Raw genomic sequence first — 17,505 nt, 5'->3', positions numbered from 1 at the left:
CGGCAGGGGGACCAAATCCCTTCTTGCCAAATCCCCCCAATTCTGATACAATCATAAACCCACATGAAATCCAGAAAAACCAACACAAACCCAATCAAATTAGGCGCCGCTCTCGCCGCCCTCTGCGTCCTTGCTCCTCATCTCAGCGCGGCCGCTCCTGCAAAGACGAACGCCAACGCGCCGCGCCTCAATCCCAAGGTCGAGCGGCAGCTCGACGATCTTCTTCTTCACCTGACCCTGGAAGAGAAGATCGCGCTGTGCTCGGGCGACAACGGCCACTTTCGCGGCGTGCCCCGGCTGAACATTCCAACCCTGCGGCTCACCGACGGGCCGCGCGGGCCGAACAACTCGGGCGCAAGCACGGCGTTCCCGGCGGGCGTGCTGTTTGGAGCGACCTGGAACCCCAGTCTGATCGGCAAGGCCGGCAAGGTCATGGGCGAAGAAACGCGCGCCGTCGGCGAAGGCGTTCTGCTTGGGCCGGGGATCAATATCCAGCGCGACCCCATTGGCGGTCGGTTCTTTGAGTACTACACGGAAGACCCGTATCTGAACTCGCGGCTCGCCGCGGAGATCGTGAAGGGGATTCAGAGTGAGGGCGTCGCGGCCTGTTTGAAGCACTACGCGTGCAATAACCGTGAGGACAATCGCAATTTTTATATGTCCATGGTGGACCAGCGGACGCTCAATGAGATCTATCTGCCCGCGTTCAAGTCGTCGGTGGTGGATGGGCATGTCTGGTCGGTGATGACTTCGGCGAACGGCGTCAACGGCGATTTCGTCAGCGACAGCAAGGCGCTGCTTCGGGACAAGCTCAAAGACGAATGGGGCTTCGACGGCATGGTGCTCACCGACTGGCTGCAGGCCCGCTCGGTCGAGAAGTCCGCGTTCGCCGGTCTGGACATCTCCATGCCCGGCGGCGACTGCCCGTTCGCCAAACCGTTAGTGGCCGCCGTTTATGCGGGCCGCGTGCCGATCTCGGTGATCGACGACAAGGCCCGGCGCATCCTGCGCGTCTTTGCCTATACCGGCGTTCTCAACCATCGAGATATGACGGCGGGCGCCCAGCGCAACACGCCGGAGCATCAGGCGGTCGCCCGTCAGGTCGCAGCCGAAGGAGTCGTCCTGCTCAAGAATGCGCAAAATATCCTGCCGCTCGATCCCGCCAAGGTCAAGAACGTGCTGGTGCTCGGCCCCAGCGCCGACCGCCGATTCTGCATCGGCGGCCTGGGCGGCAGCTCCTGGGTGCAGGGACCGTACGAAGTAACGACCCTCGCGGGAATCAAAACCGTCCTCGGGGACCGGGTCCAGTATCTCTCGGTCGACGATCTCGGCGGCTTCCAGCCGATCCCGCCGAGCGCGCTCCAGCCCGTGGATGGGAAACCCGGCTTCACGGCAAAATACTACGCCAAGGACGGGACCGAACCCGCCATCACGAAGGTCGAACCGCAGGTCAACTTCATGTGGGAGATGCGCGGGCCGGACCCGGCCATTGCGCCCGATGGGTTCCGCGCGCAGTTCATCGGCAAGATTATTCCGCCGGTGACGGGTTCGTATGCGATCAAAGTGACCGCCGGCGGCAAGGCGACCATTTACGCGGGCGAAAGCGGCGGCGAACCGCTGGCCATGGCGAGCCGCGAGGACGGCCGCCCGACCGCCACGGCGCTGGTTCAGATGGAGCAGGGCAAGCCCTTCACGCTGCGCATCGAGTACACCCGCCAGCCCGGCGACGCCGCCCTTTCGCTCGCCTGGCAGACGCCGGCCTCGCCGCAATGGACGGCCATCGACGAGGCCGTGCAAAAGGCCGAAACGGTCGTCGTGGTCGGCGGCATTGACCACAGCCTGGATACCGAGGGCTGGGATCGCCCGGACATGCACTTCCCGGCCGATCAGCAGAATCTCATCAACCGGGTCGCCAAGCTCAACCCGCGCACCGTGGTCGTGATGATCAACGGCTCGCCATTGGAGCTGGGCGGCTGGCTCCCGAACGTTCCCGCCGTGGTCGAAGCCTGGTACCCCGGCATGGAGGGCGGAAACGCCGTCGCGGATATCCTTTTCGGCAAGGTCAACCCCAGCGGCCGCCTCCCCTTCAGCTGGCCGAAAGTCCTCGCCGACTCGCCCAGCCACAAGCTCGCCACCGAGAACCGAGATGTCGTCAACTATCAAGACGGCCTGATGGTCGGCTATCGTTACTACGACACCAAGCACGCCGAGCCGCAGTTCCCGTTCGGCTACGGCCTGAGCTACACCACGTTCTCCTTCGGCAAGCTGACCGCCGCCAGGGCCAAGGGCGCCATTTCGGTAAAACTCCCCGTGAAGAACACCGGAACGCGCGAGGGCAAGGAAACCGTCCAGATCTACATCCGCCCGCTCAAACCCAGCGTTGCGCGCCCCATCCACGAACTCAAAGCCTTCACCAAGATCGCCCTGAAACCCGGCCAGGCGGGGCAGGCCGCGTTCCAGCTCAAAGCCGACGCGTTCTCCTACTATGATGTGAAAGCGAAGGCGTGGCGTGTCGATCCGGGGACGTATGAGATCCAGGCCGGCGCCTCCAGCCGCGACATTCGAAGCGTCACGAAGGTCGTGGTGACTGCGGGGATGTTTTAGGATGTGGATGCCCCTCCGCCCCACTGGATTAGGATGGCCCCTCCGCCCCAATTCTGGGGGACCGGAAAATGCCAATCTCCGAAATCAGGTCCCCCAGAATTGGGGCGGAGGGGCCGAACACCCACACGACGGCAAACAAGACTTAGGAAAGTAACCCATTATGAACCGTCGATCGTTCGTCAAACTCGTTGGCGCCGCTGCGCTTCTGGGCGCTGTCCCCTACTCCGCCGACGCGGCGTCCAGTAACGGAAGCAAGGGCGGCAAAGGCAAGATCGACCGTAAGGCGCTGGTGGATCGGCACAAGATCACGCTCACACAACCCGAGGCGCTGACGCCGCTGTCGGTGGGCAACGGCGAGTTTGCGTTTACGGCGGACGTGACGGGATTGCAGACGTTCCCGGGCTTTCATGACGGGAAAATGCTGCTGCAGACGATGGCGCAGTGGGCGTGGCACACGTCGCCCAATGAAAACCATTACAAGCTGAGTGACACGTTCAACATGTACGACAGCCACGGACGACAGACGCCCTACCCCAGCGGCAACGAAAACGGCGGCGGGTTTGGCGAAGACAGCCCGGCGGCGCAGTGGCTGTGCAGCAATCCGCATAAGTTCGATCTGGGACGCCTGGGGCTTCTATTGCCGCAAATTGATGGACGCGAGGCGAAGATCGAGGATCTCGGCGATGTCCATCAGGAGCTCGATCTCTGGTGGGGCCTGCTGACAAGCCGCTTCACTATCGCCGGTCAGTCCGTCCTGGTGGAGACAGTGTCCGATCCCACGCACGACGTACTGGCGGTGCGCGTCACCTCGCCGTTGATCTCGGACGGGCGAATGGGCGCGCGGCTGCACTTCTCCTACGCTCCCGCCGACTGGCTGCATCCCGACGACTGGGGCCAGCCGGATCGCCATACCACCTCCGTGAGCATTGTCAAAGATGAATGCCGGTTCGGACGCCAGATCGACGGAGCGACGGATTACTCCGCGCGCGCCCTCGCTTCCATGGGGGCAGCTCACCAGACGGTCTCGCAGCACGAACACACCTGGACCGCCAAGGGGCAAGATTCCATCAGCCTCGTGCTCGCCTTTTCACCCGATCCTATCGAGAAGACGAAGGGGAAAGTGGCGAGCTTCGATCAGGTCAAGCGCGCGGCGGCGAAGCATTGGAAGACGTTCTGGTCGACGGGCGGCGCCATCGATCTTTCCGAAAGCGCGGACAGCCGCTGGAAAGAACTGGAGCGGCGAATCGTGCTGTCGCAGTACCAGACGGCGATCAATAGCTCCGGTTCGCTGCCGCCGCAGGAGACTGGGCTTGTGCAGAACAGCTGGTTTGGAAAGTTTCACCACGAGATGCACTGGTGGCACGCCGCGCACTTCCCGCAGTGGGGACGCGAGGCGATGCTGATGCGCAGCATGGATTACTACCGCCAGATCCTGCCCGTCGCGCGCGAGACCGCCGCGCGCATCGGCTGCAAAGGCGCGCGCTGGCCCAAGATGGTCGGCCCCGAAGGGCGCGAAAGCCCGAACCGGATCAACCCGTTTTTGACCTGGCAGCAGCCGCACCCAGTCCACTTCGCCGAGCTAATCTATCAGGCCAAGCCGACCCAGGAGACGCTGCACTTCTTCAAGGACATCGTGCTGGAAAGCGCGGAGTTCATGGCGTCGTTCCCGTGGTGGAACGACGAGCGCAAGTGCTATGAGCTGGGACCGCCCAGTGTCGCGCCCTACGAGAATAACTTCCCGGATCGAAAGACGTCGAAAAACCCGACCTTCGATCTGGCGCACTGGTCGTGGGCGCTGGGGATCGCGCAGCTCTGGCGCGAGCGCCTCGGCATGGCGCGCTCGGAAGAGTGGGATCACGTTCGAAACAACTTCGCGCCGCTGGCGATCCACGACGGCATTTACCGCGAGACCGAGTTGGTCGACGCCGGCCACACCGGACACCCCACAATGCTCGGCGCGCTGGGCGTCGCCCCGCGAACGCCTCTGGTGGACGACGCCGTCATGCAGAAGACCCTCGATTTCGTGCTGACGAAGTGGCCGCGCGACGACATGTGGGGCTGGGACTTCCCGATGATGGCGATGACCGCCGCACGCCTCGGCCGCCCCGACCAGGCGATCGAATCCCTGTTCATCGACACTGGAAAGAACGTCTACCTCGCCAACGGCCACAACTACCAGCAGCCCATCCTGCCCCTGTATCTGCCCGGCAACGGCGGCCTGCTCTTCGCCGTCGCGATGATGGCCGCCGGCTGGCGCGGCGCTCCTGCCGGCCACGCCCCCGGCTTCCCGTCCCCCGACAAAGGCTGGACGGTGCGCTGGGAGGGGTTGCGCCCGGCGCTGTAGGGCGGCCCTCACCTAAGCGAGTCGTTCAAATCAGCGGCGCCGGCGGTTGAAACCACGCCTTTGAGAGCGCGGAAACCCACCTGCGTGGGTTACATATTTGTATGCGATACTGTCGAATAAAAACGTAATATCAGGCGGTATCGCTTCGGATCACGTAGTCCGCGCAGGCGGACTTCTGCGCTCTCGTAGGCGCGGTTTCAACCGCTGGCCTCTTCTGTGTTCGTTGCGTCATTAAAGACTCAAACAGCAGTAACCGCCAGCTATCTTAGGTGAGGGCCAGCGCCGCAACCGCCGCCCGTAACACCGGCGCAATTTCCGGGCTGGCGACCATCCCCGCCACGCCTAAGTTTTTCGGCAAAATCTTCACCGCGACGCATGCTTCCTCCACCACCCGCGCATCCATCGTCTTGATTGTCTCCGTAAGCTGGCTGTGCGCAAAGGTCGCCCACGGCGCGGCGTTCAGCAGTGCGACGGGCTTTTGGATAAACTCGCCGCTCCCCACCGTCCAGTCCAGGGCGTTCTTCATCACCCCCGACACCCCATGCGCGTACTCCGGACTGCAGATCAGCACCGCATCGGCGGCGCGCAGCACGGCCCGAAACGCCTGAACGGGTTCGGGCGCGTTCTCGTCAAGGTCGGGATTGAACGGGGGGATGTCGCCCAGACGTTCGTAGACCGTGACGGCGACGCCGTCCGGCGCGAGCGCGGCGGCGGCGTGCAGAAGCGTCGTGTTCGAGGAGCCCTGGCGCAGGCTTCCGGAGAGAGCGAGGATGTTCATGCGAGGTTCAACAATGAGGGGAGGCGCCCGGGTTCCCACATTCTACCCACGCCCGTGTTCTACCCACATGCAGGCCAGATGCGGCATAAGGAATCCTCACGCCCCTCGCCGAATAAACCCACATGACAATCAACTTCCACCCCATCGCCGAGCGTCTCGCGCAGGAGTTCGCCGAAACGGCGGCCGAGCGGGACAAAGCCGGCGGGACGCCGAAGCGTGAACGCGATCGGCTGCGCGAGTCGGGGCTGCTGGCGATGTCGATTCCCACGGAGTATGGCGGGGGCGGCGCGTCGTGGGCGGAGACGATGCTTGCAGTGCGGACGATCGCGCGGGCGGACAGCTCGGTCGCGCATGTTTTTGGATTTCACCATCTGCTGGTCGCTACCGTACGGCTTTTTGGCTCGGATGAACAGATGGAGACACTCGGGCGCGCGACTTGCGAACACCGCTGGTTCTGGGGGAACGCGCTCAACCCGCTGGACAAGCGGACCGTCGCCGCGCCCGACGGCGTGGGGTGGATATGGAACGGGGTCAAGAGCTTTTGCTCGGGCGCGGCGGATTCGGACATTCTGATCGCCTCGGCGCTTTCGAGCGTCGACGGCAAGTTGATGGTGGCTGTCGTCCCGTCGGATCGCGCGGGGATCACGATCCATCACGACTGGGACAACATGGGCCAGCGACAAACCGACAGCGGGAGCGTGGCGTTTCAAAATCTGAAGGTGAACGCCGATGATATGCTCACGACGCCAGGGCCGCTGGGGAGCATCTTCGCCTCCCTGCGCCCGTGTCTGGCGCAGCTAATTTTAGTCAACGTCTTTTTGGGGATCGCCGAGGGCGCGTTTGAAGAAGCCAAGCGTTACACACTGTCGCGAAGCCGTCCCTGGGGAACGTCGGGCGTCGCCGCCGCTTCGGACGATCCGTACATCCTGCGTCATTACGGCGAACTCTGGCTGGCGCTCGAAGGCGCCCGCCTTCTCGCGGATCGCGCCGCCGATGTCTTCCAGAAATCCTGGGATTTGGGCGACGACCTCACCGCCCGGCAGCGCGGCGAAACCTCCGTCGCCGTCGCGGCCGCCAAAGTGTCGGCGACAAAGAACGGCCTGGACGTCGTCCAGCGCATGTTCGAAGTCATGGGCGCCAGCGCGACCGCCGCCCATTTCGACTTCGACCGCTACTGGCGAAACCTCCGAACGCACACCCTGCACGACCCCGTCGACTACAAGCTCAAGGAACTCGGCGAATGGGCGCTCTGCGACACGATTCCCACGCCGACGTTTTATTCGTGATGGGATAGACCTGCAGAGACAATTGTCACTCACTGCCCCGTGTGTGGTTGGCAAGCGAGATCGTCATTCCTCGCCGCTGACGAACGCAAAATTATTGCCTGTTTTGCCTTGATGTTTGGCTCGGTACATCGCGATATCGGCAACTGACATCAACATCTCCAGCGTGGTTCCGTCGTGTGGATACATCGCGATCCCAATGCTCAGGGAAGGATTGAGCATTGCTCCATTGCAGGCAAACGGTCTGCTGACCGAGGCAACCAATCTGTTAGCCAAAACATGGGCGGCCGTTTTGGATTCTATATCCACGGACAGCAGTGTGAATTCATCGCCGCCCATGCGCGCAAGTGTATCGGATTGCCGGATAGTAGACGCCAGGCGATCTGCAGTGATCGTCAAAAGCCGATCTCCTTCCGCGTGTCCATACGTGTCGTTGACGCTCTTAAAGCCGTTCATATCCATTACCATAAATGCAACGAGGCGATTGAGGCGCTCAGCGGCGGCAAGCGCCACTGAGGCGCGCTCGGTGAACATCCTCCGATTAGGCAGGCCGGTTAGGAAATCGTGGGTTGCGAGTTTCTGTGCTTGGTCCTTAGCTTCTCTAAGTTCAGTCTCGAGGTCTTTCAACGCGGTAATATCGGCGACATGAACAAAAAATCCGACCACGTACACTCCGACAATGTCCGGAGTGTACGTGGCGAGACTATGCTTGATGCGCCCATCTGGAAGTGGGATTGTTCTCTCGAATACCTGGAGATGGCCGCGCAGCGCCTCGGTAATGTAGGGCAGATTGAGCGTATACAGTGGGCCGAGTAGGTCTTGCATGGACATCCCGATCACTTCGTCTCGGGATTTGCCAAACCATTCTTGGTAAGCCTCATTTGCGAACAGGCAAATTTGATCCTTGTCCCAATAGGCAACCATTGCTGAGATACTATCGACCACACGCAGAGCTAAATCTTTAATGTCCCGATCCAAGGATGGCGCTTGCTGATATACGGACGCATCAATACCACTGTCTTGCATTTAAATCCACCAAGCAGCAGATGAGTTTCTTGCGATATTATCGTTTGTCGCAGGATCTCAAGTTATGATTGTCGCCGCTGAGACATGTAAAGCCAATTTATATGAACCGAGTGTACCAGAAACGCGAGGCCGTTTGCCCAATTACCAGACTCTCTCGTGCTTCGACAGCCTGACGCGTCCCTTTGGGTAGTTCATTGATCTTGACGATGCGCTCCGTCTGGGCCAAAAGTCGGCCAAGCAATCGGAAGTTACCGCCGGTGATGCGCCACAGACGATCCCTGCATCCTGCGTCATTACGGCGAACTCTGGCCCCCTGCCCTCAATTCTGGGGGAGGATGAAGATGCCCCCCGGCCCCCACAAGGGGTGCAAACCATAAAATCGCCCACGTGGCAGATCTTTGTCACGTGGGCGACTATGAGCTTTTACCCCCTTTGGGGGCTAGGGGAACGAATCCGATACGAGAACGAACCCCCTAAAGGATCGCCGAAGAGTTGTAGACTTCCAGTCGGCTAAACCACTGCTTGTACCCTTCGACGAAACGAACGTGGTCGGGGTGGCTGTCGTACGCGTCGAGCGCGGCCGCGTCGGGAAATTCCATCAGCAGGACGAGGGCGTAGGAGCCGTCCACCAGGGGGTGCGGCGAGCCGGCGGGCGCCGCCACGACGAGACTTTGAACGCCGGGGATCTCCGTCAGAAGCGTAAGGGCCGCATGGGCGACCGTTTGGACGGCGCCGGCGGGAGCGTCGTCGTGGAGCCAGATGTAAACGTTGTGAAAGAGCGTGGATTGCTGCGGCATGAAGAGACCTTCTTTCGAGGGTGATGTATTGTGTGTCATGAGCATAGTTACATATTTGAATAAAAAGACGTCACCAGGTGAGTGGGAGGGTGATGTGACCGATCCGCACGACCTCGGCGGCGATTTCGGCGACGGTCACGCGCGCCAGCTCATTCTCGAAGGCCGCGCGCGCCTGGTCCAGCGACGGCTGCATGGCTTCCAGAATACTCGCGCCGACGGCGCAGTCTTTGCAGGGCGGCGTGCGATGTGTGGTGAAGAGCTCCGTGTCCTCCACCGCCTCGTAAACATCCAGCAAACGAATCTGCTCCGCCGGCTTGGCAAGCAGCGCGCCGCCCCCAGAACCAAGCTGCGACGTCGTCAGCCCCGCGCTATTAAGACGCGACAGCAACGCCCGAATGACCACCGCGCCGGTGCTGGCGGTATAAGCCAGATCCTCCGACCGCGCGGGGGCGCCGTCGCGCAGAGTGATGGTGGCAAGGACATGAACGGCGACAGCGAAGCGTGAACTCGTGGGCATGGATCTCAGACATCCTTTTCGAGTATGCAAGTGCGATTGTTACACACTTTGATATTATTGTCAATGGTCGTGAGTTTGTGACTGCGTATCTCAGTACAATATTCCAAGAAGCGGAGATTAATATGGATCGGACCAGATTAAAAGGCCGCAGAGCGACATGAGTTCGTATTCGCAGTCGCAGTCCTTGGCGATCCAGAACAGGTCTTCGGAAAAATCGAGAGTGCTCCATTTGTATCCATAACCGCCGACTTTCGGAGAAAGCTCACTGGCGATAAAGGAAATCAGTTCGTTCATGCCCGCCAGACGGGCATCATGTATTTTGCGCTCTGACGATCCTCGGATTGTATACATCCTGGACGCGCATTCCGACAGCAAGCGAATGAGCGAGGCGAGGATGAGAACTTGGTCGGCAAAGCATTTCTCAGCGTAAAGGCGCTGGAAGTCCTGACGCGCCCGTGTCAGCGCGCGTTCACTCCAAAATCCCCATTGCTCCTCCCCGCGCATTTGACGAAAATGCCGCAGACGGGCTGGCTGCGCGAGAATTTCGGGCGCATCGCCGGTCGGTCGCGAATGGTAGGATTCGCTCATGTCAAACGAGTGAGGAGCGCCCGATATCGCAATATGCAGATGCGGTTCTCCGCCGGCGGCAAGGTCCTTCTGGAAGAACAGCACCGGCAGTGAAATATAGGGAAGGTTTGGGAGGAACTGGAGCCACTCATCGGTCCAGCGATCGCAAAGATCAAAACCCAACCGCACGACGGCTTGATCGCCAGGCATATCCTCAAGAATGGGAAGTCTGCTCACCAAATGCTGAGAAATCGACGAAAACCCTTGCTCATCCTGGATAAATTCTTTTCGGATCTTAGCGAGCGTAAGCGACCGAATACGAGGAGCCGACCACTCTTCGTATCTCCGTGCTTTCTCCTGCGGATCATACGGTTGGTCTTGTGGATAGGAAACACGGCAGTGCGTCACTGCGGCAGGTTGGTGTTCGGATCGCATCACTTTTACTCCAGCGGAGCGGGATAACTCCCCTATCGTTCTGCGGCGTCACTGCGCTAAGTACGCCAGCGCTTGTTCTGTCGTCACTTGCCAGTTGCAGGCGGACATATAGGGCTCAAACCCAAGCGTTTCGTTAATGCGCAGCATTGCCGCATTAGCATCGGCGTTGGCGGTCCGAACGAATTTTGCTTGCGTGCGCTCTCGAAGAATTCGGTCGATCATCGCCGCCTTGATCCGCAGTCCCAGGCCGTGGCCTCGGAACTCGGGCAGGACGCCGGTCATTTCCTGCTTCACGATTTGCGGGACGCCGGGATGCCAGATCACTTCCGTGATTCCGGCCAGGCGGCCGGTGGATGCCTCCCGAGCGGTCAGCGTCCACCGCTGTACTCCCGCCGCCGCCTCCATGCTCTCCATCTGCCGTATCTGCTCCGGGGTCGTCTGCACGTCCTCGATGTCCAGGTCGCCGCGCGGCTGCGTGTTCATGACGGCGTGAAGATTGACAATCGCCGTCAATTGATCCTCGGGATAGGCGCCATCATGGAACTCCAGCATGAAGGCGTCCGGCGAGGTTTGGTCCTCCAACAGCAGTCGGATCTGTTCGGAATCGACATTCTCCAATCGCAGCTGAAAGGCGCGCATCGTAAGGCCCCGCTCGGCGCCGATCCGAAGCATAAAAGCCTCCCCTCCGGGTTCGCGTCCGTTGGTGGAGCCCATGATCAGCGTTTTGCCTTCGCGGCGCGGAACCTGGGCGGCCTGCCGAAACATCTCGCGCCCAAGGCCGCGCCGCCGATACTTGGGATGGACATTCACGTTGATGTTCACCAGATGCGCGTTGTCCTCAGTGGTGACGAACTCGGCAAACGCGCTCGCCACAATCTCCGTCCCGCTCGCGTCCCAGGCGGCCCAGGCGCTCACGGATACGAAATCCGGAATATTTTGATAGCCCGCGATGCGGAGGTCCAGGGGAAGCGGCGGGTCGTCCGGCATGACTTCCGTTCGCACAAGATTCAGAAAATCGTTGAGCGCGGTGAACTCACGCTTGCCGGCGCACGCAAGGTCGAAAGGGAGAATGACGGTCGGATACTCATGCATGGTTATTATCTCTTGTGAACTTTCCAATGGGATGCTATACTGCTTTCAAGACGCATGAACAAAATCGAAAAGGTCACGGCCTCATCCTGGCTGGAGACTGACAATCAGGAGATCATCGTTTCCCGTCGACCGATGGCGCAAAGGCGCATGTTCGGCGCCCTCGCGGCCGCGCTCTCGTGGCTCGCCGCTGAGGGGATTCGACAGACCTTAATGACTGGCGGCTCTCCGGAGCTCGCGGGGATGCCTCTTTACCAGCTCGGCCCATCGATCCTCCTGACGCCATTTATCCTTATATTCCTGCACGGCGCCGGCCCGCGCTGCTTTTGCCTGAAGATACGAGAGCGGGAATATTCTTTCCAGCAGGGCTTCCCTCTTTTGACTTGGACATCGCATGGACAAACCGCCGGCGGCGAGATTTACGTCACACGCACGAAAAGCGGCCAATCAGTGGTCTGCTTCCGAGCGGCGCAGTGGCGATATGGGCTTCCCTTCGCGTACTTTGCCACGGAAGCCGAGGCCAGCGACAAAGCCTGGGAAATCGCGGGAAAGCTGGACCTCAGTTTCCGGCGGCGAGACGCAATTTCAATTCGCGGCTGAGCCTCGCCAAATCTTATCCATGAGACCTCTTGGCCTTGCATAAGTGCAGTTTCCTGTATTTATGTTTTGGCCGCTCTTCCCTCAGTTGTCTAAAGGCTCCTGCCCGGACGCGCTTCGGTAAATCGCAACGATGGCGTCCCAAATGCAACCCCCGACTAAGCCGCCTAGCAGTGACATTTCGATCATTCTCGGCATTGTGGGGTACATATGAGGACGAAAATGTTTCGAAAATATAGTGTATATCAGCATCAGAGCCGCACAAATGAGGCATCGGACGCACCACCGAGCGGTATCCGCCATTATGGATCTGCTCTTCATGAATCTCTCATTTCTTAAGACACGATCGCGGAAGTTATGCTGCGGAAGAATTGGCGCGATGCCTTATCCCCCACGCCTTTTAGGAATGGCTGGGGGCATATCTCAACGATGGCCGGCGTTGGTGAGCATTTTGGCGATGGCGTCGTCCGTGCATAGGTCCAGGGCGGTTTTGCCGTTGTTGTTTTTGGCGTTGATGTCGGCGTGGTGCGCGATCAGGGCGGCGGCGCATAGAACGAAGCCGTGGCGGGCGGCGGAGATCAGGGCGGTATCGTTGTCACTGTCTGGGGTTGTGTCGCGGGCGTTGGGGTCGGCGCCTTTGTCCAGAAGCAGGGTCAGGATGGCTGCGGATTTCGGGTTGGACGCGAGAATGGCGAGCGGGAGACGGAACGAAGCGGGATCGTTGAGGTTGGACGTGGCGTCGGCGAGCGGGGCGACTGTGGCGAAGTCGCCGCTCATGACGGCGTAGGTCAGGGCGTTGACGGGGACATAGTCTTTGTCGCTTGGGTCGGCGAAGGTCATGAGCTTGGCGTCGGCGCCACGTCCCAACAGAAGCTTCACGACCTCGGATTTGCCCTGCTCCGCCGCCTGCATGAGGGCGGTGTCACCGTGAATACGCTCCCGAGCATCGATTGCCGCCCCGTGATCCAGCAAAAATGCGCACATAGGCGCGCCGTCTGCGGCGCTGAAGAGCAACGGGAATTCTTCGTCGTGCGGAATGGATACGCCCTGATCCAGTAGCCATTGGACCATGGGGATGTTCTTGCTGGAAACGGCTTCTGCGAGGATTAAATGCGCGAACTGTGGGTCTTTTGGCTTAAACGATGCTCCGGCAGCGACCAAGGTTTGAAAGATTTCCGGATTGCCGCCGGACGCCGCGCGCCGCAGCAATGTCACGTACTCGGAGTACAGCATGTTTGGGTTGGCGCCCTTCGCCAGGGCAAGCTTTACCTTCACCAGATCGCCGTGTTCAATCGCGTCCGCAAGGCTTTTTTGGACGATCTGCTTGGGCGTCGGATGCGCGCGCTCATAGGCGAGTTTTCGGAGCGCCTTTTCGTCGATGCGATGAAGCGCAACTTCACTCATGCCATAGCCGTCGGCGATCAGCGCGCCGTCGGGCGACACGGCGCAGAAGTCACGGAAGAGCTTCAGGTCTGATAGCTTTTTGCCGGTATGGCCGTCGTACACCGCCGTTCCATCTTCCTCACTGCCGCTGATGAGAATGGCGCCCGTGCGGCTGAAGCCGGAGAAGTTCGTCTGCCCCCCGCCCTCGGCGATCCGTTTCTTCGCGGCGACGCTCCAGATCCCGAGGCCGCCGCCGACGATCTTGCCGTCGGGAGAGATCGCATCGGAGCGGGCGCCCATATTGTCATGGCTCCAAATCTTCTTGCCGGCAGGCATCGTGAAGACCGTCGACTCGGAGGCGGACGCCAGCAGACGTTCGCCCGTGGCCGAAAACGAAAGAGCGAACACCGCCCCCTCGGTATTCAGATCGCGCTGCACGCGCAGGCTGGGAACCGACCATAGGCGAACTGACGAAATTCCCTCATAATCCTCCAGCAAGCCGGCGGCCAGCGATTTCCCATCCGGCGAGAAAGCGAGCGAAAGTGCGGCGGTTTTGGCCGGCAGGCGGCGCAGGTCCGCTCCCGTTCGCGCATCCACGACGTTCACATGGTCGTCATCCCCAGACGCCGCAAGCAGCGCGCCGTCCGGCGACAGGACAACTGCCTGAACGCCGCCGGACTGGAGCCGCTTCGTATGCACCGTCCAGCGCTTTGCGCGCAGATCGTAGAGCGCCGCAGTTCCGTCGGTCATCCCGATCGCCAGCACGCGCCCGTCGGGAGAGAACGCCTGTGAGGTGATTGTCGCCCCGCGATATGGCGACTTCACGATGGAATACGGCGGGTCAAAGGCCGGCGGATCGGACTGTGCCCCGGCCGGCGTGGCCGCCGCGACGAGCATGGCGCAATGGAGAAGCGCGAGAGCGCCGTAAGATCGCAATCGGAATAGGGAGGTTCGCATAATCTCTATTTTAGCATTGAATGAGCATTTGGGTGATGGCGGCGTCCGTGCTCCAATCTAAGGCGGTTTTGCCGTCGTCGTCCTTTGCGTTCACATCGGCGCCGTGGGCGAGCAGGAGGGCGACGCATTCGGCGGAAGCGAATTTGCTGGCTCGGATCAGGGGCGTGCTGCCGTTGCCGCGCGCATTCGGGTCCGCGCCGTACTCCAGCAGCAGATGGAGCAGTTCGGGGGCGCGTTCGTCCTTGAGGATACTGTAAGACGAGTACGCGAGAGCGTCGGGATCGGCCAAGTCGGGCGCGGTACCGATCAGCAGCTGGATCGTCTCAATGTCATGACTGTGGAGCGCGTATCCGAACGCGGACCGAGACGGTTCTTTTGGGTCGTCAGGATTGGCGATGCTGCGCAGCGTGGCGTCGGCGCCGTGATCCAGCAGCAGGCGAACGGCGTCGGCGCTGCCGCTCATCGCCGCCGACATCAGCGCGGTCTTGCCATCGTATGCAGAGCGTTCGTCAATCGCGGCGCCATGATCCAGCAGAAACGCGATAACGGCCGTATGCCCGCACACTGAGGCCATGCCGAGATTCAGCGCGTGGGATTCTTTGGGCAGCGGAACTCCACGATCGAGCAGATATTGGATCATGGGCATGCTGCCGCCCCAAACGGCGGCGAAGAGCAGATTGACGGCAAATTCCGGGTCGCGCGGATGGAAATGCGCGCCGCCCTTCACGAGCGCCTCGACAATATCGGGCCGCCCGGCTTTTACCGCTTGACTCAAGGGAGTAGGATGGATCTGGTATGGGTTAGTATGCGGGAGGTTGGGATCGGCGCCGTTCGACAGCGCTGATTTGACCCGCGGGAGATCCCGTTCGGCAATCGCTTCCTCCAAGTGCTTCTGATACGCAGAGTTCGCCCGAGACAGGCCGAGCGCCCGGCAGAAGTTCCGAAACGTCAGGGCTCTCATAATCTCTATTTTAACACACGCCTTCCTCAGCCCATACAGACGCCCGCAAAATCTCGCCGCCGGTGCTATACTGATTTTATCGTTCGTCACGGCCCCCGGGTAAGCGCCCGCATTGGCCGCGCGTCCCAGCCCTGAGGAGCTTCCGATGTCCCGCTATGAACTATCCGGCAGGCCGGCCCCCGATCCGGGCGACGGCGCCGCGCCGGTCGATCTTCTGACAAATCTCGATGAGCTCGACCCCGCGCCCCGCCTTGCGCCAAGCAGTCCAATGCTTGCGCCGAGCGATCCGACGCCTGCGTTCGAGCCGTCCGAGCTCGACACGATCCCCGATGCGCCCGCCGCGCCGATCCGCTATCGTATTCCACTCCCGCCGAAGCGCGCGCCAACGACGACGGGCAGCCTGGGCGCCTCGTGGGTGGAGCAGCCGAAGACAGAGGCAGCGCCGCCTCCAGCGGCGGCAGAACCCGTTTCGCAGCCACTGACCGACGGCGTCACGCCGCGCGCGCCGCGCATGTACCCGCTGGACTCTCCCTCAGGCTCAAAGTATGGCGATTTTTCGGGAGGCAACGCGTCAGGGCTTGGCGCGGGCATGCCGCCGGAAGTCGCGGCGCGGCGCTGGAACTGGGGCGCCTTTTTCCTGCCGCCCTTCTGGGGTCCAGCGAACGGCGCTCTCGGACTCGGGGTTGCCTACTCAGCGGCCGGCGCCTTCTTTCTACTTTCACCCCTTCTGTTCGGACCAGTTTACGGCGCCCCCGTGTTCTTTGGCTCGGCGCTCGCGATGCTGGGGATCGGCATGTACTTGGGCGCGTCCGGCTATGAAATCGCCTGGCGAAACCGAAAGCAGGACGATACGCAGCGCTTCCAGCAGACCCAGCAGGGCTGGATGCTGTCCGCCGTGACGATCGCCCTGCCGATCTATGCGTTCCTATTCGCCGCCTTCGGTTTCCAGGTAATCCGCGCCAGTCGGGAGAACCAGGAAACGGCCGCCCGCTCCCGCGCCATCCAGGACGCCGCGCCGAGCATGGCGACGCCGACCGCGCCGCCCAGCCCGCCGACAACGCCTTCGATCATCGAGACCCCAGCAGTCGGCGACTTCAACCGCGATCATTACGCGCATCCCGAAAACCGGCCCTCCGCGCCAAGCGCTCCCAACGAGGGCCTCAGCGGCGCCCCGAACGCCCCCGCCGCCGGAACCCCGCAGGCGGAGCCCGGCGCCCTGCCCGCCCCCGGTCCCGGCATCCCAAACACGCCGGACACCCAGCAACCCATCAGCCTGCCCTCCGGCCAATACGAGCAGCCCGCCTCGTCGCCCGACCAAAACGCCGCGCCTCCCGCCCCGTCGCCGGAGCCCGCGCCCTACCCAAGCACGCCGGAGCAAAACGCCGCGCCGCCGCAAGAGCAGGTACAGCCCGCCGACCCCGGCCTGCCGCCGGGACAGCCGTAAAGCTATTGTTTGGGTGTTTGGCCCCACCGCCCCCAATTCGGGGGGTCTGCCTAACCCCCCGGCGCTTTAGCGCGCTTCCCCCCTTCCCTGCAAGCTGCTTCGCAGTGGGAAGTGGGAGCTAGTCATTATAGACGACATGGCTATTGACGGTGGGGTTTCGGCCCCCGTCCCATCCTGGGGAGCAGAGAGGAGGCCCCTCCGCCCCAATTCTGGGGGACCCGGAAAATGCCGTTGTCCGAAATCAGGTCCCCCAGAATTGGGGCGGAGGGGCCGATACCCAGTGTCAAGAGCCATGTCGCTTTGAGTGATCAGCACCCACTTCCCACCGCGAAGCGGCTTGCAGGGAAGGGGGGATAGGCAGTCCCCGCCAACCCCAAGACGGCGTGGCGTCCGGCGCGAATGGTTTTCCCAAATGCTATACTCATTTCCAGAGCCTCTTACGGCAAGTGTATGAGCAGACGGACCCGTCGACGCGTACGTTTTACAAGGAGATCTCCGATGGCCCGCTATGACCTGTCCGGCAACCTGATCCCTGAACCGGAAGACACCGGCGCCCCCGCTTACCGCGCGCCCGGCCCGCCGCCCGATCTTGCTTCCGGGCCATCCGCGGCGCCCCCTCCCTATGGACAGCCGCCGGCCGCCAAAGAGCCTGCCCCGTGGGCGGGGCATCCGACTCCGGGCCTTAACGCGCCGCTGCCGAATCCGAACCGGCCGCCCACGGCC

General features: G+C 61.7%; 13 protein-coding genes and 1 pseudogene. 6 read left to right on the top strand and 8 right to left on the bottom strand.

What is annotated here, in order from left to right; translation table 11 throughout:
• Positions 1-63 precede the first annotated feature (63 nt).
• Both ABIZ35_RS21690 and ABIZ35_RS21685 read left to right on the top strand, forming a co-directional pair.
• Positions 64-2,604, top strand: coding sequence for a glycoside hydrolase family 3 C-terminal domain-containing protein (locus ABIZ35_RS21690; protein ID WP_348222017.1), 2,541 nt, complete (start codon positions 64-66; stop codon positions 2,602-2,604).
• A 160-nt stretch (positions 2,605-2,764) separates the two neighbouring features.
• Entirely contained in the window at positions 2,765-4,948 is a 2,184-nt protein-coding gene (locus ABIZ35_RS21685; protein WP_348222016.1) for a hypothetical protein, read from the top strand.
• Between the two features lie 265 nt (positions 4,949-5,213).
• On the opposite strand, the gene ABIZ35_RS21680 is transcribed toward ABIZ35_RS21685, so the two are convergent.
• Positions 5,214-5,726 carry an NADPH-dependent FMN reductase gene (locus tag ABIZ35_RS21680; RefSeq protein ID WP_348222015.1) on the bottom strand — a complete coding sequence of 171 codons (513 nt, stop codon included), beginning with the start codon at positions 5,724-5,726 and terminating at the stop codon, positions 5,214-5,216.
• Positions 5,727-5,848: 122 nt separating this feature from the next.
• Here ABIZ35_RS21680 and ABIZ35_RS21675 point away from each other — a divergent pair, with 122 nt between their 5' ends.
• Entirely contained in the window at positions 5,849-7,012 is a 1,164-nt protein-coding gene (locus ABIZ35_RS21675) for an acyl-CoA dehydrogenase family protein (protein ID WP_348222014.1), read from the top strand.
• Between the two features lie 63 nt (positions 7,013-7,075).
• Here the strand turns inward: ABIZ35_RS21675 and ABIZ35_RS21670 are convergent, their stop codons facing one another.
• The 5 genes from ABIZ35_RS21670 to ABIZ35_RS21650 form a co-directional block, all read right to left on the bottom strand.
• On the bottom strand, positions 7,076-8,035 hold the full coding sequence (locus ABIZ35_RS21670; protein ID WP_348222013.1) for a GGDEF domain-containing protein: 960 nt from the start codon (positions 8,033-8,035) through the stop codon (positions 7,076-7,078).
• A 473-nt stretch (positions 8,036-8,508) separates the two neighbouring features.
• Positions 8,509-8,832 (bottom strand): Dabb family protein, encoded by a 324-nt coding sequence (locus tag ABIZ35_RS21665; protein ID WP_348222012.1) that lies wholly within the window; start codon positions 8,830-8,832, stop codon positions 8,509-8,511.
• Between the two features lie 70 nt (positions 8,833-8,902).
• Positions 8,903-9,349 (bottom strand): Rrf2 family transcriptional regulator, encoded by a 447-nt coding sequence (locus ABIZ35_RS21660; RefSeq protein ID WP_348222011.1) that lies wholly within the window; start codon positions 9,347-9,349, stop codon positions 8,903-8,905.
• A gap of 117 nt (positions 9,350-9,466) precedes the next feature.
• Positions 9,467-10,351 carry a hypothetical protein gene (locus tag ABIZ35_RS21655; RefSeq protein WP_348222010.1) on the bottom strand — a complete coding sequence of 295 codons (885 nt, stop codon included), beginning with the start codon at positions 10,349-10,351 and terminating at the stop codon, positions 9,467-9,469.
• A 48-nt stretch (positions 10,352-10,399) separates the two neighbouring features.
• The gene (locus ABIZ35_RS21650) at positions 10,400-11,443 is read right to left on the bottom strand and encodes a GNAT family N-acetyltransferase (protein WP_348222009.1); all 1,044 of its coding nucleotides are present in this window, start codon (positions 11,441-11,443) and stop codon (positions 10,400-10,402) included.
• Positions 11,444-11,497: 54 nt separating this feature from the next.
• On the opposite strand from ABIZ35_RS21650, the gene ABIZ35_RS21645 reads away from it, so the two are divergent.
• Complete coding sequence (locus ABIZ35_RS21645; protein ID WP_348222008.1) at positions 11,498-12,040, top strand: hypothetical protein; 543 nt, start codon at positions 11,498-11,500, stop codon at positions 12,038-12,040.
• A gap of 420 nt (positions 12,041-12,460) precedes the next feature.
• Here the strand turns inward: ABIZ35_RS21645 and ABIZ35_RS21640 are convergent, their stop codons facing one another.
• Together ABIZ35_RS21640 and ABIZ35_RS21635 are read right to left on the bottom strand one after the other, a co-directional pair.
• Complete coding sequence (locus ABIZ35_RS21640) at positions 12,461-14,377, bottom strand: ankyrin repeat domain-containing protein (protein WP_348222007.1); 1,917 nt, start codon at positions 14,375-14,377, stop codon at positions 12,461-12,463.
• 10 nt (positions 14,378-14,387) lie between these two features.
• On the bottom strand, positions 14,388-15,338 hold the full coding sequence (locus ABIZ35_RS21635; RefSeq protein WP_348222006.1) for an ankyrin repeat domain-containing protein: 951 nt from the start codon (positions 15,336-15,338) through the stop codon (positions 14,388-14,390).
• 145 nt (positions 15,339-15,483) lie between these two features.
• Here ABIZ35_RS21635 and ABIZ35_RS21630 point away from each other — a divergent pair, with 145 nt between their 5' ends.
• Positions 15,484-16,782, top strand: a complete 1,299-nt coding sequence (locus ABIZ35_RS21630) for a hypothetical protein (protein ID WP_348222005.1) — start codon at positions 15,484-15,486, stop codon at positions 16,780-16,782.
• A gap of 498 nt (positions 16,783-17,280) precedes the next feature.
• Positions 17,281-17,505: pseudogene (locus tag ABIZ35_RS21625) on the top strand (hypothetical protein); the annotation flags it as partial.

Origin of the sequence: Capsulimonas sp., from assembly GCF_039929585.1 — a bacterium.
GTDB lineage: Bacteria > Armatimonadota > Armatimonadia > Armatimonadales > Capsulimonadaceae > Capsulimonas.
This window is presented reverse-complemented; position numbering and strand designations above follow the sequence as displayed.